Annotated in this window: 23 protein-coding genes and 1 other RNA gene; 13 read left to right on the forward strand and 11 right to left on the reverse strand. The window is 60.2% G+C overall.

Annotated features, from left to right (window positions below; genetic code table 11):
- Positions 1 to 25: 25 nt before the first annotated feature.
- A complete protein-coding gene (locus GNF76_RS13330) occupies positions 26 to 340 on the forward strand; it encodes a hypothetical protein (protein ID WP_155583619.1) in 315 nt (104 codons plus the stop codon).
- Between the two features lie 17 nt (positions 341 to 357).
- Here GNF76_RS13330 and GNF76_RS13335 read toward each other — a convergent pair whose 3' ends face one another.
- The 4 genes from GNF76_RS13335 to GNF76_RS13350 form a co-directional block, all read right to left on the reverse strand.
- Positions 358 to 978 (reverse strand): 5-formyltetrahydrofolate cyclo-ligase, encoded by a 621-nt coding sequence (locus tag GNF76_RS13335; RefSeq protein WP_155583620.1) that lies wholly within the window; start codon positions 976 to 978, stop codon positions 358 to 360.
- Between the two features lie 56 nt (positions 979 to 1034).
- A non-coding RNA gene (gene ssrS, locus GNF76_RS13340) (6S RNA) lies at positions 1035 to 1213 on the reverse strand.
- Between the two features lie 30 nt (positions 1214 to 1243).
- Positions 1244 to 1561 carry a cell division protein ZapA gene (locus GNF76_RS13345; RefSeq protein WP_003213956.1) on the reverse strand — a complete coding sequence of 106 codons (318 nt, stop codon included), beginning with the start codon at positions 1559 to 1561 and terminating at the stop codon, positions 1244 to 1246.
- Entirely contained in the window at positions 1558 to 1767 is a 210-nt protein-coding gene (locus GNF76_RS13350) for a TIGR02449 family protein (protein WP_003213954.1), read from the reverse strand. The genes GNF76_RS13345 and GNF76_RS13350 overlap by 4 nt, the downstream gene beginning before the upstream one ends.
- 138 nt (positions 1768 to 1905) lie before the next feature.
- Between GNF76_RS13350 and GNF76_RS13355 the strand changes: the two genes are divergently transcribed.
- The 8 genes from GNF76_RS13355 (at position 1906) to gcvH (ending at position 10879) form a co-directional block, all read left to right on the forward strand.
- The gene (locus GNF76_RS13355; protein WP_155583621.1) at positions 1906 to 2463 is read left to right on the forward strand and encodes a YecA/YgfB family protein; all 558 of its coding nucleotides are present in this window, start codon (positions 1906 to 1908) and stop codon (positions 2461 to 2463) included.
- A 20-nt stretch (positions 2464 to 2483) separates the two neighbouring features.
- Positions 2484 to 3806, forward strand: coding sequence for a Xaa-Pro aminopeptidase (pepP, locus tag GNF76_RS13360; RefSeq protein WP_155583622.1), 1323 nt, complete (start codon positions 2484 to 2486; stop codon positions 3804 to 3806).
- Positions 3803 to 4990, forward strand: a complete 1188-nt coding sequence (ubiH, locus tag GNF76_RS13365) for a 2-octaprenyl-6-methoxyphenyl hydroxylase (protein WP_155583623.1) — start codon at positions 3803 to 3805, stop codon at positions 4988 to 4990. Before pepP ends, ubiH begins: the two co-directional genes overlap by 4 nt.
- Positions 4991 to 5063: 73 nt before the next feature.
- Entirely contained in the window at positions 5064 to 6281 is a 1218-nt protein-coding gene (locus GNF76_RS13370; RefSeq protein WP_178123335.1) for a 2-octaprenyl-3-methyl-6-methoxy-1,4-benzoquinol hydroxylase, read from the forward strand.
- A gap of 104 nt (positions 6282 to 6385) precedes the next feature.
- Positions 6386 to 7390, forward strand: a complete 1005-nt coding sequence (locus tag GNF76_RS13375; protein ID WP_155583625.1) for an extracellular solute-binding protein — start codon at positions 6386 to 6388, stop codon at positions 7388 to 7390.
- A gap of 198 nt (positions 7391 to 7588) precedes the next feature.
- Positions 7589 to 9205 carry an ABC transporter permease gene (locus GNF76_RS13380; RefSeq protein WP_155583626.1) on the forward strand — a complete coding sequence of 539 codons (1617 nt, stop codon included), beginning with the start codon at positions 7589 to 7591 and terminating at the stop codon, positions 9203 to 9205.
- Positions 9206 to 9361: 156 nt separating this feature from the next.
- A complete protein-coding gene (gene gcvT, locus GNF76_RS13385; protein ID WP_155583627.1) occupies positions 9362 to 10444 on the forward strand; it encodes a glycine cleavage system aminomethyltransferase GcvT in 1083 nt (360 codons plus the stop codon).
- Positions 10445 to 10495: 51 nt separating this feature from the next.
- A complete protein-coding gene (gene gcvH, locus GNF76_RS13390; protein ID WP_088422155.1) occupies positions 10496 to 10879 on the forward strand; it encodes a glycine cleavage system protein GcvH in 384 nt (127 codons plus the stop codon).
- 42 nt (positions 10880 to 10921) lie between these two features.
- On the opposite strand, the gene GNF76_RS13395 is transcribed toward gcvH, so the two are convergent.
- From GNF76_RS13395 to GNF76_RS13410, 4 genes are all read right to left on the reverse strand, one after another.
- A complete protein-coding gene (locus tag GNF76_RS13395) occupies positions 10922 to 12061 on the reverse strand; it encodes a DegT/DnrJ/EryC1/StrS family aminotransferase (protein ID WP_155583628.1) in 1140 nt (379 codons plus the stop codon).
- 164 nt (positions 12062 to 12225) lie between these two features.
- Positions 12226 to 12543, reverse strand: a complete 318-nt coding sequence (locus GNF76_RS13400) for a DUF2388 domain-containing protein (RefSeq protein WP_041161049.1) — start codon at positions 12541 to 12543, stop codon at positions 12226 to 12228.
- A gap of 69 nt (positions 12544 to 12612) precedes the next feature.
- Positions 12613 to 13059 (reverse strand): NfeD family protein, encoded by a 447-nt coding sequence (locus tag GNF76_RS13405; protein WP_155583629.1) that lies wholly within the window; start codon positions 13057 to 13059, stop codon positions 12613 to 12615.
- A gap of 10 nt (positions 13060 to 13069) precedes the next feature.
- The gene (locus GNF76_RS13410) at positions 13070 to 13990 is read right to left on the reverse strand and encodes an SPFH domain-containing protein (protein WP_155583630.1); all 921 of its coding nucleotides are present in this window, start codon (positions 13988 to 13990) and stop codon (positions 13070 to 13072) included.
- A gap of 164 nt (positions 13991 to 14154) precedes the next feature.
- Here GNF76_RS13410 and GNF76_RS13415 point away from each other — a divergent pair, with 164 nt between their 5' ends.
- Positions 14155 to 15171, forward strand: a complete 1017-nt coding sequence (locus GNF76_RS13415) for a hypothetical protein (RefSeq protein WP_155583631.1) — start codon at positions 14155 to 14157, stop codon at positions 15169 to 15171.
- A gap of 10 nt (positions 15172 to 15181) precedes the next feature.
- Here the strand turns inward: GNF76_RS13415 and tfpB are convergent, their stop codons facing one another.
- Positions 15182 to 16921, reverse strand: a complete 1740-nt coding sequence (tfpB, locus tag GNF76_RS13420) for a type IV pilus assembly ATPase TfpB (RefSeq protein ID WP_155583632.1) — start codon at positions 16919 to 16921, stop codon at positions 15182 to 15184.
- 85 nt (positions 16922 to 17006) lie between these two features.
- Positions 17007 to 17345 (reverse strand): hypothetical protein, encoded by a 339-nt coding sequence (locus tag GNF76_RS13425; protein ID WP_155583633.1) that lies wholly within the window; start codon positions 17343 to 17345, stop codon positions 17007 to 17009.
- 127 nt (positions 17346 to 17472) lie between these two features.
- On the opposite strand from GNF76_RS13425, the gene GNF76_RS13430 reads away from it, so the two are divergent.
- Positions 17473 to 17946 carry an Lrp/AsnC family transcriptional regulator gene (locus tag GNF76_RS13430; protein ID WP_155583634.1) on the forward strand — a complete coding sequence of 158 codons (474 nt, stop codon included), beginning with the start codon at positions 17473 to 17475 and terminating at the stop codon, positions 17944 to 17946.
- A 103-nt stretch (positions 17947 to 18049) separates the two neighbouring features.
- Here GNF76_RS13430 and GNF76_RS13435 read toward each other — a convergent pair whose 3' ends face one another.
- Positions 18050 to 19417 carry a CYTH domain-containing protein gene (locus GNF76_RS13435; protein ID WP_155583635.1) on the reverse strand — a complete coding sequence of 456 codons (1368 nt, stop codon included), beginning with the start codon at positions 19415 to 19417 and terminating at the stop codon, positions 18050 to 18052.
- A 159-nt stretch (positions 19418 to 19576) separates the two neighbouring features.
- Here GNF76_RS13435 and argE point away from each other — a divergent pair, with 159 nt between their 5' ends.
- A complete protein-coding gene (argE, locus tag GNF76_RS13440) occupies positions 19577 to 20725 on the forward strand; it encodes an acetylornithine deacetylase (RefSeq protein WP_155583636.1) in 1149 nt (382 codons plus the stop codon).
- 134 nt (positions 20726 to 20859) lie between these two features.
- Complete coding sequence (gene argA, locus GNF76_RS13445) at positions 20860 to 22158, forward strand: amino-acid N-acetyltransferase (protein ID WP_155583637.1); 1299 nt, start codon at positions 20860 to 20862, stop codon at positions 22156 to 22158.
- Positions 22159 to 22280: the final 122 nt, after the last annotated feature.

The raw sequence follows: 22280 nt of genomic DNA on the forward strand, positions 1-22280 counted from the left end.
GCTCCTGAAAAGGTGATTGGGCAACTTGTCCGGCAATTTCATGACAAACCGACAGTCGGTTGACGTCAAGGTTTGCGTGTTGGTTCACGTTAACGCAGAATGCCGGGATTTTAAGCTTGACGCAGCTACAACGGGCTACTTATGGAACGTTGCTGTCATCGTGTGTGAGATGCCTGAAGGGGGGCAATCGATGCAACGCAAACCGGATTTACTATGGATATTGGTTATTTTGTTTGGTCTGGGCGTCGTGACTACCGGCTATGCGCAAAGTTTGTGGTCGAACAAGACCGATGCTCCCGTTGAGCTTGCACAGCAACAGCCACAACCCTTCAAGCGTTGAAGCGACTCCGGCGCCGTCTATTCTGACGGCGTCCCCTCTGCAACATACCAATGCCTATCGGTGACCGTGCCTTCAAGCGGTACATCCCAGCTTGCCTGTGCCAGCCGTTCGACTTTCTGACATTCATGGGCCAGGCCCAGCAGCGTTGGCTTGCACCAGGTTTTTCTACGGGCCAGGTACGCCAGGCTGCGGTCATAAAAGCCGCCGCCCATTCCGAGCCGCCCGCCCACATCATCGAACCCCACCAGCGGTAACAGCACCAGATCCAGTGTCCAGACTTTGCGTTGCCGGTTGGCGTTGACCTGTGGTTCCAGAATGCGAAAGCGATTGGGCGACAGCTTGTCCCCTGGGCGTACTCGCTGGAACACCATCTTGGTTCGCGGCCAGGCGCTGAGCACTGGCAGATAGGTGGCTTTGCCCCGACGCTGGGCGGCACGCAGCAGCAGGCGCGGATCGATTTCACCGTCCGTCGGTAGATATAAAGAGATATGTTTGGCCCGGCGAAACAGGGGGTGCTGCGCCAGTTGCCGATACAGGCCAAGGGCGGCCTGGCGCTGCTCGTTCGGCGTCAGGGCGCGGCGGGCCTTGCGCAACATGCGTCGAAGTTGCGGACGGGAAAGCGGCGCAGGTTCGGTCATGGTTTTCGGCTCATAAAACAATGCCAGTCATAAGACTGGCATTGAGTTTGGGAATCAGGCTCCCCGACAGAACCGCTGTCGACTTAGCCCTTGAACCCGAAAGTTCAAGGTGGAAGAAGCAGTAGGCTTTAAGGCTTTCCGTCTAGCGGACATGCACACCAGCCCAACGTGCAACTTCCAGGGTAGTGCGAATCGGCTCAGGGACATCGCCGACTGGCAAGCACGCCAGGGAGTGGGGCGAGTATACCCGAAACCGACGCCGCAATCAGCCCTTGGGTGGCTCTGGGTCGGTAGAAAGTACCAGATCAACCCGCTCCAGCAGGTCACGCACCTGCTCGCGCGTCGAGCCACTGGCCTGCACGTCAGGGCGTTCCTGCTTGTGCAATAAATCATGGGTGATATTCAGGGCAGCCATCACGGCGATGCGATCGGCACCGATCACTTTGCCGCTGCTACGGATCTCGCGCATTTTGCCATCCAGGTAGCGCGCGGCGCTCACCAGATTGCTGCGTTCTTCCTGGGGGCAGATGATCGAATATTCTTTGTCGAGAATCTGCACGGTGACGCTATTGCTTGAACTCATGAGTCTTGCTCCAGGGCCTTCAGGCGCGAAATCATCGATTCGACCTTACGCCGGGCGATTTCGTTTTTTTCAATGAGGTGCGCGCGTTCCTCGCGCCAGGTCTTTTCCTGAGCTAATAGGAGTCCATTTTGGCTCTTTAGTTGCTCAACCCGGTTAATTAGCAATTCGAGTCTGGCCATCAGCGCTTGCAGGTCGGTGTCTTCCATTGGGTTCCACTGGATTTGTCTGATGAATGGCAACTGCTGGATAAACGATCTGACGCCCTCGATAGTCTTGGCGCGTCTGCCGGTGCTAGGATACAGCGCTTCATTCTAGACATTGCGCCGCCTGGCGCCTAGCTCACCATGCCCATTCAGAATTCCCCGTACGACGCTTTCTCCAAACTGCTGAGTTCCAGCGGTCATCCTTGCTCGCCTGCCGAGCTTCACGGCGTGTTGCTGGGCCGCAGTTGCACCGGCGTCGGCTTTGATGCCGACAACTGGCTGGCTGACGTCGCCGAGCTGCTGGAAACCGAACCCACCGAGAACGTGCGCAACGCGTTGATCGGCCTGCAAGAGATGGTCAAGGGCGAGTTGACCGGTGATGACGTCACCGTGGTCCTGCTGCTGCCGACCGACGACGCGCCGCTCACCGAGCGCGCTGCTGCCCTGGGCCAATGGTGCCAGGGTTTCCTCCACGGTTTCGGCGTGAACGCCGGCGGCCTGGAACTGAGCACCGACGCCAAGGAAGTGCTGCAAGACCTCGCGGCCATCTCCCAGGTGCAAGATGCCCTGGAAGAATCCGAGGACGGCGAAAGCGACTATATGGAAGTCATGGAATACCTGCGTGTCGCGCCGCTGTTGCTGTTCACCGAGACCAAGAAATCGGCTGAGCCGGCTGCTCCCAAGCCTTCGCTGCACTGAGAAAGGACCCCCATCTGCCCATGATCCATATCCCCAAAGCGGAATACACCCGTCGCCGCAAGGCGCTCATGGCGCAGATGGAACCCAACAGCATCGCCATCCTGCCGGCCGCCGCCGTGGCGATTCGCAACCGTGATGTCGAGCACGTTTACCGCCAGGACAGCGACTTTCAGTACCTGAGCGGCTTCCCCGAACCCGAAGCGGTGATCGTGCTGATGCCCGGTCGCCAGCATGGCGAGTACGTGTTGTTCTGCCGTGAACGCAATGCTGAACGCGAGCTGTGGGATGGTCTGCGGGCCGGTACCGAAGGCGCTATCCGTGACTTCGGTGCCGACGATGCCTTCCCCATCACCGACATCGACGACATCCTCCCCGGGCTGATTGAAGGCCGGGACCGGGTGTATTCGGCCATGGGCAGCAATGCCGAGTTCGACCGGCATGTGATGGAGTGGATCAACGTGATTCGCTCCAAAGCACACCTGGGCGCCCAGCCGCCGAACGAGTTTGTTGCCCTGGATCATCTGCTGCACGACATGCGCCTGTATAAATCGGCAGCAGAAGTGAAGGTGATGCGCGAAGCGGCGCGGATTTCTTGCGCGGCCCATGTGCGTGCGATGCAAACCAGTCGTGCGGGGCTGCATGAGTTCAGCCTGGAAGCGGAGCTCGATTACGCGTTTCGCAAGGGCGGGGCGAAGATGCCGGCCTACGGCTCCATCGTCGCTTCGGGGCGCAACAGTTGCATCCTGCATTACCAGCAGAATGACGCGGTGCTCAAGGACGGCGACCTGGTGCTGATCGATGCCGGTTGCGAGATCGACTGCTACGCCAGTGACATCACCCGCACCTGGCCGGTCAATGGCACGTTTTCGCCGGAGCAGAAAGCGATCTACGAAGTCGTGCTCGCCTCTCAGGAGGCCGCCTTTGCCGAGATCGCACCGAACAAGCACTGGAATCAGGCCCACGAAGCGACGGTGCGCGTCATCACCGCCGGGCTGGTAAAACTGGGGCTGTTGAAGGGCGACGTGGACGAACTGATCGCCAGCGAAGCCTATAAAGCCTTCTACATGCACCGCGCCGGCCATTGGTTGGGGATGGATGTGCATGATGTGGGCGAGTACAAGGTGGGCGGTGAATGGCGCGTGCTGGAAGTCGGCATGGCCCTGACCGTGGAGCCGGGTATCTACATCTCTCCGGACAACCAGAACGTGGCGAAGAAATGGCGTGGCATTGGCGTACGCATCGAGGACGACGTGGTAGTGACCAAGCAAGGCTGTGAAATTCTGACCGGCGGCGTGCCCAAGACCGTTGCCGAGATTGAAACCCTGATGGCGGCCGCCCGATGAGTCGGGTCAACCTGGCGATTATCGGTGGCGGCCTGGTGGGCGCCAGCCTGGCGTTGGCATTGCAGGCCGGGGCCAAGGCGCGTGGCTGGAAGATCGTGCTGATCGAGCCGTTTGCTCCCGGCGATACGTATCAGCCGAGCTACGATGCTCGTTCGTCGGCGCTGTCATTCGGGGCGCGGCAGATTTATCAGCGCCTGGGCGTGTGGCAGGAGATCTCCCGCCGTGCCGAGCCGATCAAGCAGATTCATGTGTCGGACCGCGGGCGCTTCTCTACCGCGCGGCTGTCGGCCATGGAAGAAGGTGTTCCTGCTCTTGGTTATGTGGTGGAAAACGCCTGGCTGGGTCAATGCCTGTGGCAAGGCTTGGACAAGGACGTGATCAGTTGGCGTTGCCCGGCCGAAGTCACGCACATGGAACCTCTGGCAGACGGCTATCGCCTGACCCTCAACGACGAAACCGTTCTCGAATGCGACCTTGCGGTATTGGCCGATGGCGGCCGCTCCGGTTTACGCGAGCAGTTGGGTATCGGTGTCAAACAGCGGCCCTATAACCAGAGCGCACTGATCGCCAACATCACCCCCAGCGAATCCCATAACGGTGAGGCCTTCGAGCGCTTTACCGACGAAGGGCCGATGGCGCTGTTGCCGCTGCCGGATAACCGTTGCGCACTGGTATGGACCCGCGTCGGCATGGATGCCCAGCGTCTGGCGAGCCTGGATGAGCGCAGTTTCCTCAGTGAGTTGCAGGGTGTATTCGGTTATCGCCTCGGCACCCTGAAGCAGGTGGGTGCTCGTCACTTGTACCCGTTGACCCTGGTGGAAGCCGAGGAGCAGGTGCGTTCACATCTGGTGGTGTTGGGCAATGCTGCCCACAGCCTGCACCCGATTGCCGGTCAGGGTTTCAACTTGTCCCTGCGCGATGCCTATGCCTTGGCCGAATCTCTCTTGGCCGGGCCAGCGGTGCCGGGTGACCTGGCGACCTTGCAGGCCTACCGTGAGCGCCAGCGTCTGGATCAGAAACTGACCGTGGGCTTTTCCGATCAGGTGACACGCCTGTTTGGCAGTGGCCAGCCGCTGGTAGCCATGGGCCGCAACATGGGTTTGCTGGGCCTGGATCTGCTGCCACCGGCCAAACGTTGGTTCGCCCGTCAAGCCATGGGCCTGGGTACGCGTCCCGATGTTTGAGCGGCCCGCAACACTTACTCATTCCTTTACCTGCGGCACACGCCGCACGCGAGACAAGGCTTAAAGCATGGACATGCGCGCAGATCTGCTGATTGTCGGGGCCGGAATGGTCGGAAGCGCACTGGCGCTGGCATTGCAGGGCAGTGGCCTGCAGGTGTTACTGCTCGACGGCAGCCCATTGAGCGTCAAGCCGTTCGACACTGATGCACCGTTCGAACCGCGGGTGAGTGCCTTGTCGGCGGCCAGCCAACGCATCCTCGAACGCCTTGGCGTATGGGACGGCATCATCGGTCGCCGTGCCAGCCCTTATGGCGAGATGCAGGTGTGGGATGGCAGCGGCACCGGGCAGATCCACTTTTCAGCGGCCAGCGTACATGCCGAGGTGTTGGGGCATATCGTCGAAAACCGTGTGGTTCAGGACGCCTTGCTCGACCGCCTGCATGATTGCGACCTGGGGCTGTTGGCCAATGCACGTCTGGAGCAGATGCGCCGCTCCGGCGATGACTGGCTGCTGACCCTGGCCGATGGCCGGACGTTGCGCGCACCATTGGTGATCGCCGCCGATGGCGCCAATTCAGCAGTGCGCCGCCTCACCGGCACGGTGACCCGAGAGTGGGATTATTTGCATAACGCCATTGTCACCAGCGTGCGCTGCAGCCAGCCGCATCAGAAGACGGCCTGGCAGCGTTTTACCGATCATGGGCCATTGGCATTTCTGCCACTGGAACGAGACGGGCAGCAGGACTGGTGTTCGATTGTCTGGTCGACCACGCCCAGTGAGTCCGAACGCCTGATGGCGTTGGACGATGAAAGCTTCTGCCGTGAATTGGAGCGAGCCTTTGAAGGCCGCCTGGGCAGTGTGCTGAATGCTGACCCACGGCTGTGCGTGCCCTTGCGCCAACGTCACGCCAAACGTTATGTGGCCGAAGGCCTGGCGTTGATCGGCGACGCGGCTCACGTCATCCACCCGCTGGCGGGGCAAGGTGTGAACCTGGGCTTCCTCGATGCTGCGGTGCTGGCGGAGGTGCTGTTGCAGGCCAACGAGCGGAGCGAGCGTCTGGCGGATGTGAAGGTGCTCAGTCGCTATGAGCGTCGGCGCATGCCTCACAACCTGGGGTTGATGGCGGCGATGGAAGGGTTCGAGCGCTTGTTCCAGGCCGATCAACTGCCATTGCGCTGGTTGCGTAATGCCGGGTTGAAGAGGGTGGATCAAATGCCCGAAGTCAAGGCGCTGTTTGTACGCCAAGCGTTGGGTTTGACCGGGGATTTACCGGCGCTGGCCAAGGCCTGAAGCGGCTGTGCAACATCTCGTAACCTCTGCGCCAAGTGTTCAGTTGAGAAGGCAAATGTGAGTCCTTATCATTTGCGCTCACTTCGCTACGAGAGACCGCACCCATGTTGGCACCCAAGCGCCTCCTGACTGCCCTGGCACTCACCCTCATCGGCACCACCACCGTACAGGCGGCCGACGAAGTCGTGGTCTACTCCTCGCGCATCGATGAACTGATCAAGCCGGTGTTTGACGCCTACACCAAGAAGACCGGTGTGCAGGTGAAGTTCATCACCGACAAGGAAGCGCCGCTGATGCAGCGCATCAAGGCCGAAGGTGAAAACGCCACCGCCGACCTGCTGCTCACCGTCGACGCCGGCAACCTCTGGCAAGCCGAGCAAATGGGCATCCTGCAACCGTTCACCTCCAAGGTGATCGACGCCAATATCCCCCTGCAATATCGCTCATCGGCCCATGCCTGGACCGGTTTGAGCCTGCGGGCGCGGACCATCGCCTATTCCACCGCACGTGTGAAGCCGGGCGACCTGACCACCTACGAGGCTCTGGCTGACAAGCAATGGGAAGGCCGTCTGTGCCTGCGCACGGCGAAGAAGGTCTACAACCAGTCGCTGACCGCCACGCTGATCGAAACCCACGGCGCGGCCAAGACCGAAGAAATCGTCAAGGGTTGGGTCAACAACCTGTCCACCGACGTGTTCTCCGATGACATCGCGGTACTGGAGGCGATCAACGCCGGGCAGTGCGATGTCGGCATCGTCAACACCTACTACTACGGCCGCCTGCACAAGCAGAAGCCTGACCTGGCGGTGAAACTGTTCTGGCCGAACCAGGGCGACCGTGGCGTGCACGTTAACCTGTCGGGCATTGGCCTGACCAAACATGCGCCGCACCCGGAGGCGGCCAAGGCCCTGGTGGAGTGGATGACCACGCCTGAAGCGCAGCAGATCTTTGCCGACGTGAACCAGGAATTCCCGGCCAACCCGGCGGTACCGCCGTCGGCTGAAGTGGCCACCTGGGGCAAGTTTGTGGCAGACACCCTGCCGGTGGAAGTGGCGGGTAAGCGTCAGGCCGAGGCCATTCGCCTGATGGATCGGGCTGGCTGGAACTAAATACAATCTGTAATACGCCGCAGATCTAAATGTGGGAGTGGGCTTGTGTGGGAGCGGGCTTGCTCGCGAAAGCGGTGGGTCAGTTGATACATATTTGACTGACACTCCGTATTCGCGAGCAAGCCCGCTCCCACACAAGCCAGCTCCCACACCGTTTTGCGGCGGTCTCAAAATACCTGCCCCCCAGAGAGTCTTTCCTTGGCCCACCCCGCTCAACGCCGCTGGTACCTGCCGGTCTTCACCGCCGCCGCCCTGGTGCTGCTGCCGCTGAGCGTCCTGTTGTTGTCCTGGCAAACCATCGACCAACAGATCTGGTCCCACCTGTGGGACACCCAGATGCCGCGCCTGCTGGGCAACACCCTGACCCTGGTGTTGGGCGTTGGCGTTGGCGTTACCGTGCTGGGCGTCAGCCTGGCCTGGTTGACCAGCCTCTGCGAATTCCCCGGCCGACGCTGGCTGGACTGGGCGTTGATGCTGCCTTTTGCTATTCCTGCCTATGTCCTGGCGTTTGTCTTTGTCGGCTTGTTGGACTTCTCCGGGCCGGTGCAAACCCTGATGCGCGAATGGCTTGGCAGCGGGCTGCGTCTGCCCCGTGTACGGTCCACCAGCGGTGTGATCATCGTGTTGGTGCTGGTGTTCTACCCCTACGTCTACCTGCTGGCACGTACGGCGTTTCTGGCCCAGGGCAAGGGTTTGATGGAAGCGGCGCGGGTGTTGGGGCAGTCGCCGTGGCAAGCGTTCTGGCGCGTGGCCCTGCCCATGGCGCGTCCAGCCATCGGTGCCGGTGTGGCACTGGCGTTGATGGAGACCCTGGCGGACTTCGGGGCAGTGTCGGTGTTCAATTTCGACACCTTCACCACGGCCATCTACAAGACATGGTATGGCTTTTTCAGTCTCTCCAGCGCAGCGCAGCTGGCGAGCTTGTTGCTGCTGGTCGTGATGCTGGTGCTGTATGGCGAACGTCGCGCACGGGGCGCCAGTCGGCCCAGCAATGAGCGACCGCGCGGCAAGGCGCTGTATCACTTGCGTGGGTTCAAGGCGGCTGCGGCCAGTGGTTGGTGTGGCTTGGTCTTTGCCTGCGCCTTTGTGATTCCGATGCTGCAATTAATGGCCTGGTTCTGGCAGCGTGGGCGGTTCGACCTGGACGAGCGTTACGCCGGTTTGATCGTTCACACGCTGTACCTGGGCGCCATGGCTGCCTTGATTACCGTTAGCGTGGCTATGTTGCTGGCATTTGCCCATCGACTGTCGCCTACCCGGGCCGTTCGCTCCGGGATCAGTCTGGCCAACGTCGGTTATGCGTTGCCGGGTTCAGTGTTGGCGGTATCGATCATGCTGGCGTTCAGTTACCTGGATCGTGAGCTGGTGATTCCGCTGTCGGGATGGTTGGGTGGTACGGGTAAGCCCTTGCTGTTGGGCAGCCTGTCGGCGCTCTTGCTGGCTTATCTGGTGCGGTTTATGGCGGTGGCCTACGGTCCGCTGGAAAACAGCCTGGCGCGCATCCGGCCTTCCTTGCCGGAAGCGGCCCGCAGTCTGGGGGTGAGTGGTCCACGACTGTTTTTCAAAGTGTATCTGCCGTTGTTGCTGCCCGGGACCTTGAGCGCGGCGCTGCTGGTATTCGTCGATGTGCTCAAGGAAATGCCCGCCACCCTGCTGATGCGCCCGTTCGGCTGGGACACACTGGCAGTTCGAATTTTTGAAATGACCAGCGAAGGGGAGTGGGCAAGGGCCTCCCTGCCCGCGCTGACCTTGGTGTTGGTGGGGCTGCTGCCGGTCATCGGGTTGATCCGACGCTCGGCTCGACGCATCGGTTAGGTGCCAGTCCTACGGCTTGCGGCTACAATGCGCGGCATTCGGTGCGGTCGATCTTTCAGATCCGGTGACTGAGCGCGGTTGCAAACCTTGTATTTCAAGGTGCGCGGCCCGAACGGCAACCGTCCGCACCTTCGCCACGCCCGGAAGGAGAAACCCATGGGACAGCGTACGCCTCTGTATGACCTGCATCTCGCCCTCGGCGCGAAAATGGTCGATTTTGGCGGTTGGGATATGCCTCTGCACTACGGCTCGCAAGTTGAAGAGCACCATCAGGTGCGACGTGACTGCGGCGTGTTCGATGTATCTCATATGACCGTGATCGATGTCACAGGCCTCCAGGCCAAGGAATGGCTCCAGCATTTGCTGGCCAATGATGTTGACCGTCTGCACGGCTGCGGTCGTGCGTTGTACAGCGCCATGCTCAACGAGCAGGGTGGGGTCGTGGACGACATGATTGTCTATCGCACCGAGGACGGTTATCGGCTGGTGGTCAACGCCGCCACCCGCGACCAGGACATGGCCTGGATGCAGGCCCAGCTCGATAGCTATCAGGTGCAACTGCACGAGCGGCCCGAGTTGGCCATGCTCGCTATTCAAGGCCCTCATGCCCGGCAAAAGATCGCCGAACTGGTGACCCAGTCTCGCGGCACCTTGATCCACCAGCTCAAACCCTTTGAAGGCCAGGCCGACGGCGACTGGTTTATTGCCCGTACCGGTTACACCGGCGAGGATGGCCTGGAAATCGTCTTGCCGGCGGATCAGGCCCCGGCGTTCTTCAACGATCTGGTTGGAGCGGGCATCTCTCCCATTGGCCTTGGCGCTCGCGATACCTTGCGTCTTGAAGCTGGCATGAACCTTTATGGCCAGGATATTCACCAGGCAGTATCGCCTCTGGCCGCCAACATGGCCTGGAGCATCGCTTGGGAACCTGCCAGTCGCGTCTTCATTGGCCGTGCTGCCCTGGAAGCCGAGCGGGCGGCGGGTGTGAAGCTCAAGCTGGTAGGGCTGGTGCTGGAAGAACGCGGGGTTTTACGCGCTCATCAGGTGGTTCGTATCGCCAATGTTGGCGAAGGAGAGATCACCAGTGGTAGTTTCTCTCCTACGCTAAGCAAATCCATTGCCTTGGCGCGCGTACCGATGGCGACTGCCGATCGGGCCGAAGTGGAAATCCGCGGCAAGTGGTACCCGGTTCGAGTGGTCAAACCGACCTTCGTGCGCCATGGCAAAACCTTGATCTAACTTTTCCGGCGGGCCAATGGCCGCTGACATTACTTCTTGAGGACACAGATTATGAGCGATATCCCTGCCGACCTGCGTTTTGCCGAAAGCCACGAATGGGCACGTTTGGAAGCTGACGGCACTGTTACCGTCGGGATTTCGGACCATGCCCAAGAGGCTTTGGGTGATGTGGTGTTCGTTGAGTTGACCGAAGTCGGCAACGTGTTTGAGGCGACTCAGCAGGCGGGTGTGGTTGAATCAGTGAAAGCCGCTTCGGATATCTACTCGCCAATTGCTGGCGAAGTGATCGCAGTGAACGACGCCTTGGGCGGCGAGCCAGAGCTGTTGAATTCCGACCCTTACGGTGCCTGGATCTTCAAGCTCAAGCCAAGCAACCCGGCTGATCTGGAAAAACTGCTGGACGCTGCCGGTTACAAGGCTGCCATCGGCGAGTGATCCTGCTGCGGGAGCTGGCAATCGGCTCCCGCAAAAGTTTGATCAGCGCTTCAATACCGCTTTTACCGCCGCTACCGAACGCTCTACATCCGCTTTCGTCATCGCCGTGAACATCGGCAACGATACGATCAAACGCCCCACTTTTTCCGAAACCGGGAACATGCCTTCCTTGAACCCCTGTGCCCGATAGAGGCTCAGCAGGTGGATCGGCGGGTAGTGATAGCCAATGCCTACGCCATGGGCCTGCATCTGTTCCATAAAGGTAGCGCGTGCCGGTAGGCCATCCTGACGTTCCGGCAACACCAACTGGAACAGGTGCCAGTTGCTGTTTTCGAAGTCAGCCGGTGGCAGTTGCGCACCGTACTTCTCTTCAAAGTCGCTGCCGAAGCACTCGAAATAATGCTGGGCCAGCTCCTGGCGATGGGCGGTGATTTCCTTGATGTGGGCAAACTGGCCCAGTCCGATGGCCGCGGCAATGTCTGTCATGTTGAACTTGCCGCCCAGGACGTCCACGTCCAGGCCGTCGAAACCGGTACGGGTAACGCCTTGCAGGCGATACTTCTCCGCCAGGCGCGCTTCTTCAGCGTTGTTCAACACCAGGCAGCCGCCTTCGGAGGACGTGACGTTCTTGTTGGCCTGGAAGCTGAACGACACGAAGTCGCCGGTGGCACCGATACGCTCGCCATCCCAAGTGGACCCCAGCGCCTGGGCGGCATCTTCGACGATGCGCAGGCCGTGTTTGTTGGCCAATGCGTAGAGCATCGGCATGTCCAGAGGCAGGCCAGCCAGGAATACCGGAATGATCGCTTTGGTACGCGGGGTGATAGCCGCTTCTACCTGGGCCAGGTCGATATTGCGGGTCACCGGATCGATATCGGCAAATACCGGCGTGGCGCCTACTTCGAGAATCACGTTAGCCGTGGCAACCCAGGAAATCGGTGTGGTGATGACTTCATCGCCCGGGCCGACACCGGCGATGCGCAAGGCAATCTCCATGGTGCAGGTACCGGAGTTGAAGGTGCGTACTGGCCGGCCGCCAAAATATTCCGACAACTGCGCTTCGAACGCCTGCACTTTCGGCCCGCTGGTGATCCAGCCGGAACGCAGCACATCACCGACCGCCGAGATGGTGGCTTCATCAATGGTAGGTTTGGAAAACGGCAGAAAAGGCAGTTGGCTCATGACGATGTGGGCATCCGTTTCAGATAGACGATGAGGAAAAATCATATCAAGGCTGGGCATAATTGCACGAGCCGACTGAATATAGCCTGTCACCTGTGAACGAATCGTCACCGTGCGGGCAAAAAAATGCCGCTTCTGGAAGCGGCATTTTTCAGCGGGCGGTGTTACTCGGAAGCAATGGCATTTTTCGCCAGGATGGCGTTGGCCAGCTCCATATCCGTGGCTTTCAGGCCAGGGTTATCGGCACGGACCTTCTGCATGGCGGCCTCCAGGTACGGGCCACGGATGCCGCCGTCGCTGGCAACGAAGCTGCCGGCGTCGTCTTGGGCGGCGACCACCAATTTGTGGTCCTTGAAGGTCAGGTAGGTCGAGCCGGTGGTGGCGCCCGACGAGATGACATTCCGCCAGAAGCTGTCGGCCATGGCTGAACCGACAGGAAGGGATAGCACGGCGAGCGTGGCGACAGCATATTTGAGACGCATGATGGGTGACTCCGACTGGGTTATCTGAACGGTTTGATTATAGATAGCCCAGCCTAGTTCCATGCCTGACTAAACAGTTTCAACCTGCAATATTACGCCATTCTGACCAGTGACCCGCACTTGTGCCCCTACAGGCGTATCAGGGCCTGTAACGATCCACACGCCATCGCCGACTTTGATCTTGCCTCGACCCTCAATGATCGCTTGATGCACCATAAAGGTGCGCCCGACCAGCTCCGAACCACGCATGTTCAATCCTGGCTGGTCGCTGACCTTGGCGCTGCTGCGCTGGCGTTTCCACCAGTACACGGCGGTCAGGATCGACAGCACGGCGAACAGCAACAATTGCCACTCCAGCCCAAGCCCCGGAATCAGGAACTTGAGCACACCCACGGCGGCGGCCGCGATGCCCATCCACAACAGGTAGCCACCGGCGCCGAATATTTCAAGGATGAGCAGCACCGTGCCCAATGCCAGCCAGTCCCAGAACGACAGGTGCTGCAGGAATTCCCACATGGCGCGTGCCTCAGGCTTTCTTGTTGTCGAAGGTCGCCTTGACGATCTCGCCAATACCGCCGACAGCCCCGATCACTTGGCTGGCTTCCAGCGGCATCAGGATCACTTTGCTGTTGTTGGCCGAGGCCAGCTTGCCGAGTGCGTCGATGTATTTCTGCGCGACGAAGTAGTTGATGGCCTGAACATTACCGGTGGCGATGGCTTGCGACACTACTTGGGTAGCCCGGGCCTCTGCTTCGGCCTGGCGCTCACGGGCTTCGGATTCCAGGAAGGCGGCCTGACGACCACCCTCAGCTTCAAGAATCTGCGCCTGCTTCTTGCCTTCGGCGGTCAGGATGGCCGATGCCCGCAGGCCTTCGGCTTCCAGGATCTGCGCACGCTTGATCCGCTCGGCCTTCATCTGGCCGGACATGGCAGCCATCAGGTCCGCAGGCGGGCTGATGTCCTTGATCTCGATCCGGGTGATCTTGATGCCCCATGGTGCGGTCGCTTCGTCGACGGTGCGCAGCAGTTTTTCGTTGATGCCATCACGCTGGCTGAGCATCGCATCCAGTTCCATGGAGCCGAGCACGGTACGGATGTTGGTTTGCAGCAGGTTGCGGATGGCGTGTTCGAGGTTGTTCACCTCGTAGGCAGCCTGGGCGGTGTTCACCACCTGGAAGAAGCACACGGCATCGATTTGCACAGTGGCGTTGTCGGCGGTGATGACTTCCTGGGGTGGAATATCCAGCACGCTTTCCATCACGTTGATCTTGCGACCAATACGGTCCATGACCGGGATGATGATGTTCAAGCCCGGCTTGAGAGTGTTGGTGTAGCGACCGAAGCGCTCCACCGTCCACTGGTAGCCCTGTGGGACCACCTTGAAGCCCATGAAGAGGATGGCTGCGGCCAAACCTATGAAAAGCAGCAGTACGGTTCCGATCTGCATAACGATTCCCTATCTGATGGTGACGATAAAACGAGGTTAGGATGATTGTAACGGGCTTGCCTGAGAAAGAACGGTTTACTCGGCGAACAGGCAAGGGATTGCGTGACTCGTGGTAGTTTGGCAAACCCTCGGAATATCCCTCACCCCTTGTACGGCGTGCGTTCATGATCTTTGGTCCTGATCCTTCGGTCATCCTGCTAATAGGTGTGCTGATGTTGCTGGCAGCGCTTGCGCTGGCCGGTTTGTCAGCGTTGCTGGTGGCGTTGCTGTTCCTTCGTTCGCGCAGGCATGTTTTGGGGCATCCATGGCGCTACGGGATATTGATGCTGCTGGCGCTGGTATTCGTGGGGTTTGGCGGGCTGATGGTGCTGGAGGATCAGCGGATCAGCGCGCAAATCGAGCAGGATCATCAGGCGCTGAATCCGCGATTGGAGCAGGACCTGCAACTGGGAGATTTTTACTTTCCGGCAGGCAGTCAGGTGCAACTGGAAACCCTGGAGCCGCTCGACTGGCAGGGCCGACCCCAGCCTCATGGTTTGCAAAGCCTGAAACTGGCCGAGCTTGCGCAGCCAATCGAAGTTCGTGGCCTGCAAGTGACGGCCATTGATTTGATGCCGGGTTACTACTCTTCGCGTTTGCGGCTCAGCCAGGAGCAGACGCTTGACGGTTGGCGCTGTGCTGCAGGCCAGTGGGTGTCGTTCAACCGTGAGCAGGAGACGATGTTGCAGCCTGATCGGTGGCGCTTTGCCCAATGTGAGCTGGCAACAGCGGTGCGGATATCGGGTATCGACTGGCCGACCGGTACGCGGGTCATGCGCAGCAGCAGAGGCTGGACCTTGCATGCAGAGGATGACGAGATGCTCGCGGTGGATGGGCTCCGCTTGGCTTATCTCAGCCTGGACCTTGATGTGCAACGGACACCCAAACGCTGGGACGGTTTGCTGGCTGCGCCGGCGAATGTCGGTGAGTGGCATTACCCCGAAGGGACCCAACTGCGTGGTAGCGCGTCGGGTGTCCTGCTCTTTTCACCTTCGGGCGCAGGCGTTGCACGCAACGAGCGCACGGGTGAGACGGTTGCCAGTGGACGCTCCATCTTGCAGCAACGCAGTGACGGGACGTTTTTGGCGATCAAGGCCAACAGCGAGGTCGGAGTGCTTGAGTGGTCGGTACTGAGCCCTTGAACAATCCTCGTCATCGCGCATCGCTCGGTGGCGTCACCCGCAATACCTCCTCCAGTGTCGTCAGTCCTGCCGCCACCTTGTACGCCCCCGACAGTCGCAGGCTGCACATACCCTCCTTCAGCGCCGCACGTCGCAATGCCTGCACATCGGTATCGGCGCAGATCAATGCCTTGATGTCATCCTTCATCAACATGATTTCGTAGACCCCGGCGCGTCCGTGATAACCACTTTCCCGGCATTCCGGGCAGCCACGGGCCTGATAGATTCCTTCAGGTCTGGAGCGGGGCCAGGATTGGTTCAAGGCTTGCCAGTCGCCATCCGCCAACGCCACATGGCTTTTGCAGTGAGGGCAGAGCAAGCGCACCAGTCGCTGGGCCATGACCCCTAGCAACGTAGCCTTGATCAGGTAGTGAGGAACACCCAGCTCCAGCAGTCGACTGATGGCGCTTGGCGCGTCGTTGGTGTGCAGGGTCGATATCACCAGGTGCCCGGTGAGCGCCGCCTGGATAGCCATTTCGGCGGTCTCCCGATCACGGATTTCACCGATCATGATGATGTCCGGGTCCTGGCGCATCAGCGCGCGGATGCCGCTGGCAAAGGTCAGGTCGATGTTGTGCTGGACCTGCATCTGGTTGAAGGCGGGTTCTACCATTTCGATCGGGTCCTCGACCGTGCACAGGTTGATCTCTCGGGTCGCCAGCTGCTTCAAGGTGGTGTAGAGGGTGCTGGTCTTGCCCGAGCCGGTAGGGCCGGTTACCAGAATGATGCCGTTGGTTTGGCAGGTCATAGCTTGCCAGCGCTGCACATCGTCGCTGGAAAGCCCCAGTTGCTGAAAGTCTTTGTGCAACACCTGAGGGTCGAAAATCCGCATCACCAGTTTTTCGCCAAATGCGGTGGGCAGGGTCGAGAGCCGCAGCTCGACTTCACCACCCGCGGGGCTTTTGGTCTTCACCCGGCCGTCCTGGGGTTTGCGTTTTTCGGCGACGTTCATACGCCCCAGGCTTTTCAGGCGGCTGACCACTGCCATCGTCACGTGGGCTGGGAATTGATAGACGTCGTGGAGCAGGCCGTCGATGCGAAAACGCACACGGCCCTGATCGCGACAAGGCTCGATATGAATATCACTGGCACGCTGGCCGAATGCATATTGCAGCAGCCAGTCGACGATATTGACGATGTGCGCGTCGTTGGCGTCGGGCTCCTGGTCGCTGGCGCCGAGGTTGAGTAACTGTTCGATAGTGGAAGCAGGGCTTGGTTGATCCGCACTGGAGGCGCCGCTTACTGATTTTGCCAGCCGGTAAAACGCCACGGTGCAACGTGCAATGGCCTGGGGGTTGGCCACCACTCGCCTGATCGAGCGCCTCAAGACGTGGGCCAGCCCCGCTTCCCAGCTACTCACATGAGGCTGGGCGCTGGCGACGGTAACGGTATCGGCATCCACCGCCACCGCGAGAATCCCGTGGCGTTGGGCAAAGGCGTAGGACATCAACGGCACCACGGTCGCCACGTCGATCTTTAACGGGTCAATCCGCAGGTAGGGCTGGCCAACGTGGCGAGCGAGCCATTCGGTCAGGGTTTCCAGGGATAACCCCTGGCAGGCGATGCATTCCAAGGGATGTAGCGCGTTGTTCGTCGTCGTGCTCGATAAGCGTTGCGCCACATCGGTAGGTATCAGCCCCTGATCGACCAGAGCCGGCAACAGCTGATCGAGTTCCAGCAGGTGATCCTGAGGGTTTGGGGCAACGGACATGGAGGCTTTCCTGGGCAACGTTTAGGCGTAGTCCCCAGCCTAGTCATGTCTTGAACATCGCCCTCCAGGGGTTTATTGCAGGCTTTTACTGACTGGCAGCTTGCACGGCCTGAGGCCGCGCCAATTCAGTCGGTCGCAGTTCCAGCGAGCAAACGCTGATCAGGTTACGAAGTTTTTCACCGATCACCTGGGCCCGGTGCCAGCTCAAGACGTCTATCACGATATCGATCGCCAGCACGTCATCTTCGCGCAGCACATTCACTTCCCTCGGGACGAGGAATTGCAGGGCGAAATAGTTGAGCACCCGACACAACACGTCAGGTTCTGCTTCTGCGAGGATCTGATAGTGGACTTGGCAATGAGCACTATTGACGGCCCAGGCGTCGACGCGAGGGGCGGGGCTGCTGGCTTCGACTGCGTGCATGAAGACTCTCCGGATTCGACTGGGGAAATTTTTACATTCGCCTCGGGAGATTTCTTATCTAAGATTGGCAAAATAAGCCGATAAACGAATCAATAAATTCGTATAGGTCATAGTTAAAGGTATTTTTATGCACAGTGAGCTGGACGTGTACGATCGACGCATCCTGGCGTTGTTGCAGGAAGACGCTTCCCTTTCCAGCGCGCAGATCGCCGAACAGGTTGGCCTGTCGCAGTCACCGTGCTGGCGGCGGATTCAGCGGCTCAAGGAGGAGGGGGTGATTCGTGGCCAGGTGACGTTGCTGGATCGCAAGAAGATTGGCCTGAATACGCAGATTTTTGCCGAGGTCAAACTCAATGCCCACGGACGCTCCAACTTTACCGAGTTCACCGAGGCGATTCGGGGTTTTCCGGAAGTACTGGAGTGTTATGTGCTGATGGGCGCGGTGGATTTCTTGTTGCGGATTGTCACGTCGGACATTGAGGCGTATGAGCGGTTTTTCTTCGAGAAGCTATCGATGGTACCGGGGATTCAGGAGGTCAACTCCATCGTGGCGCTGTCGGAGATCAAGTCGACGACCAGTTTGCCGGTGATGCGCGGGTAGGTTTTGCGGTGTTGGTATTGGCCCCATCGCGGGCAAGCCCGCTCCCACACAGGTCTGGTGTATACCATCCAATGTGGGAGCGGGCTTGCCCGCGATGACGGTTTTACAGACGCAGCAACATCTTCCACGCCCGGTTCTGATACACCGCAATCGCCTGATGCATACGTGCATCCAGCGACTCATCGGTAATCGGCTGGTTGGCCAATAGCGCCAATTTGTTCAGCTCGCCATACAGGCGATCCAGTTCCGGGATGTCCACCACCTGGCGCGCATGGTGCAGCCACGCCTGGATGCGTTCGATGCGCGGCAGTTGCTCAGCCAGGTCTTCCGGCTGTTGCTGGTAACGCGGCAGTTGCAGGGCGACTGCTTCGTCGGCCAGCAGGCGTGGCAGCCAGTTGGTGATTTGTGCTGCGCCCTGACGGTTGCCGCGCACGTTGCGGTTGGCGGTCCAGGTACGAGCCAGCAGCCAGCGCGAGAGGTTCAGGGAGAACAGGCCCCAGCGCACGTCTTCCAGTTCTTCGGCGAACTGTTCCGGCGCGGCTTTGCGTATGTCTTCGTCGTCGTCACCGGCCTGGACCAACGGACGCCAGTCTTCCAGCAGGGCATCCAGCGCCGCACGCAGGTCACTGGTGGATTGACGCGGGGCAGCCTGGCCGAGGCTGCCGATCAAGGCGCGCAGTTCACCGAGGTTTTCCACCCAGTCCTGCAACAGGCGCCAGTGGCCATTGAAACGGTACTGTTCAGCCAGGCGCTGGCTGCTGCCCAGCAAGTGCCAGGTCAGGGCGGCGAAGACATCGTCCAGCGGCATTTCGGCATGCAGCACCGGCGCTGGCAGGCTCAGGGAGTAGCTGTTGGCGTCGAACAGGCGGTAGCCGCGCTCAGCCTTGCTGATATCGCAGGGCATCAGTGCCAGGGTCGCCGCCAATTCAGCGGCCAGTTCCAGCAGTGCGGCCGGGTCGCCTTCACGCAGCTCCAGTTCCAGCTCGCAGATTTCTTCTTTTTGCTTGCCGGCGATCACCTGGCCCAGGTCCAGGGCGGCTTCGATCACCACTTTGGCCTTGCCGCGGCCCCAGGCAATTTCGGCGCGCTCGCGAACGAAATCGGTGGTGAAGATTGGCTTGAGGGTTTTCTTGTCCAGCTCGGCCAGTTGCTCGGGCCAGCATTCGCCGTCGAGTTTCTTCACGTCGAGCTTGGCTTTGGGCAGTTTCCAGTCGTACTCATTACGTTCCGACAAGCCGGCGACGCTGTGGCCACGGGTCTTGAGGGTCTGGATCACTTCGTCGCCGTCTTTGCGCAGGCGCAGGGCCACTTTGGCCTGGGCGAGGTCGCGCTCAGGGGTGTCGAAGTACTGGTTCATCAACTCACGGCGTTCCCAGCCACTTTTGTTGCGTTTTTTCAGTAACGGGTGCTCACGCAGCGCGGCGAGGGTTTCGCGGCTGACGCGGAGCTTGATTTCGGTTTCTTTCTGCATGGCCGGAAAATCCAGGATCGGGAGCGCAGCCGGGGAAATGTGTGGCTGCCAAGGTCGTGCAGTGTACAGGACTGAGCCGGGCAACGCGCCGCAACGGTTTATTGTGCGGCGCAGATAGCTCTATGATGGGTTTCATCTGTGGAAGTTGAGAGACCGCGCATGCCGTTACCGTCCATGAAAGAGCAGTTTGCCGCGCTGATTGCCGCGCCTTCGGTCAGTTGCACCCAGGCGTCTCTCGATCAATCCAACCGTCCGGTGATTGATTTGCTCGCCACATGGCTGGGGGATCTGGGCTTTGCCTGCGACATCCAGCAGGTCAGCCCCGGAAAATTCAACCTGCTCGCCAGCTTCGGCACTGGCCCTGGCGGCCTGGTGCTCGCCGGGCATAGCGATACCGTGCCTTACGACGGCGCCCTGTGGCAGACCGATCCGCTCAAGTTGACGGAAGTAGACGGCCGTTGGGTAGGACTGGGCAGTTGCGACATGAAGGGCTTTTTCGCCTTGGTGATCGAAGCCGTACAGCCGTTGCTGGACCAACCCTTCAAGCAACCCTTGTTGATCCTCGCCACCTGCGACGAAGAAAGCTCCATGGCCGGCGCCCGTGCGCTGGCCGAGGCCGGTCGCCCATTGGGCCGTGCGGCAGTGATCGGTGAACCCACCGGCCTCAAGCCGATTCGCCTGCACAAGGGCGTGATGATGGAGCGCATCGACATCCTCGGGCAAAGCGGCCATTCGTCGGACCCGAGCCTGGGCCACAGCGCGCTGGAGGCCATGCACGATGCCATCGGCGAACTGCGAGGCTTGCGCCTGGCCTGGCAGCGGGAATACCGCAATCCGCAATTCAGCGTGCCCCAGCCGACCATGAACTTCGGTTGTATCCACGGTGGTGACAACCCCAACCGTATTTGTGGCCAGTGCTCCCTGGAGTTCGACCTGCGGCCCTTGCCCGGTATGGATCCCCAGGTGCTGCGCGCGGCCATCCGGCAGAAGCTTGAACCCTTGGCCGAGCGCCATCAGGTGAAGATCGACTACGCGCCGCTGTTCCCGGAAGTGCCGCCCTTTGAGCAGGCCGAAGATGCAGAACTGGTGCGGGTTGCGGAACGACTCACCGGCCATCGTGCCGAAGCAGTAGCGTTTGGCACCGAAGCGCCTTATCTTCAGCGCCTTGGTTGCGAAACCCTGGTGCTTGGCCCTGGCGATATCGCCTGCGCCCACCAGCCTGGCGAGTACCTTGAAATGTCACGCTTGACGCCTACAGTGCGTCTATTGCGGGAACTGATTGAGCATTACTGCCTGAAACCTGCATAAATTAACCACGGCCCATCCGTACATAAAGGAGAGCGAGCGTGTCGCCAAGCCTGTTCCGACGATAACCATCAGCCCGCTGTGCGTTTTCACGATTCATCCTCTATCGGCTGCTTTTTATTACAGGCCCAGGTTTTATGCCCGAATACGTCAATTGGCTTCGTCACGCTTCGCCCTACATCAATGCCCACCGCGACTGCACCTTTGTGGTCATGCTGCCGGGCGACGGTGTGGATCATCCGAACTTCGGCAACATCGTCCATGACCTGGTGCTGCTCCACAGCCTTGGTGTGCGGCTGGTGCTGGTCCATGGTTCGCGTCCGCAAATCGAAACCCGCCTCGCCGCCCGCGGCCTGACCCCGCATTACCACGAAGGCCTGCGCATCACTGATGCTGCGACCCTGGAGTGTGTAATCGACGCGGTCGGCCATCTGCGTATCGCTATCGAAGCGCGGCTTTCCATGGACATGGCCTCGTCGCCGATGCAGGGCTCGCGCCTGCGGGTGGCCAGCGGCAATCTGGTGACCGCGCGTCCCATCGGTGTGCTGGAGGGCGTCGACTATCACCACACCGGCGAAGTGCGTCGGGTTGACCGCAAGGGCATCAATCGCCTGTTGGACGAACGCTCCATCGTGCTGTTGTCGCCACTGGGTTACTCGCCCACCGGAGAAATCTTCAACCTGGCTTGTGAAGACGTCGCTACCCGTGCCGCCATCGACCTGGGCGCGGACAAGCTGTTGCTGTTTGGTGCTGACCTGGGCCTGATCGACGAGAACGGCCGTCTGGTGCGTGAACTGCGGCCGCAGCAAGTGCCGGCGCATCTGCAGCGCTTGGGCAACAACTATCAGGCGGAACTGCTCGACGCAGCGGCCGAAGCTTGCCGTGGCGGAGTAGGGCGCAGCCATATCGTCAGCTATGTCGAAGATGGCGCACTGCTCACCGAACTGTTTACCCGTGACGGTGGCGGTACGCTGGTGGCCCAGGAACAGTTTGAACTGGTGCGTGAAGCCGCGATTGAAGACGTCGGCGGCTTGCTGGACTTGATCAGCCCGCTGGAAGAGCAGGGCATTCTGGTGCGCCGTTCCCGGGAAGTGCTGGAGCGGGAAATCGAGCAGTTCAGTGTGGTTGAGCGTGAGGGGATGATCATCGCCTGTGCGGCGCTGTATCAGATTGCCGACTCGGACGCTGGTGAGCTGGCTTGCCTGGCGGTCAATCCGGAGTACCGTCATGGCGGCCGGGGTGATGAGTTGCTGGAGCGCATCGAAACCCGCGCCCGGGCACAGGGTTTGAAGACGTTGTTCGTCCTCACCACCCGTACAGCCCACTGGTTCCGCGAGCGGGGCTTTGTGCCCAGCAGCGTGGACCGGCTGCCGTCAGCGCGGGCCTCGCTGTACAACTTTCAGCGTAATTCGAAGATCTTCGAGAAGGCGTTGTAAGCCTGATCTTCGATACGCCGTAGATCTAATGTGGGAGCTGGCTTGCCAGCGATAGCAGTGCGTCAGTCACTTTATTGGGTGGCTGACCCGCCGCTATCGCGAGCAAGTCGAATCGTTGCACC

Source organism: Pseudomonas spelaei (assembly GCF_009724245.1).
GTDB classification, from domain to species: domain Bacteria; phylum Pseudomonadota; class Gammaproteobacteria; order Pseudomonadales; family Pseudomonadaceae; genus Aquipseudomonas; species Aquipseudomonas spelaei.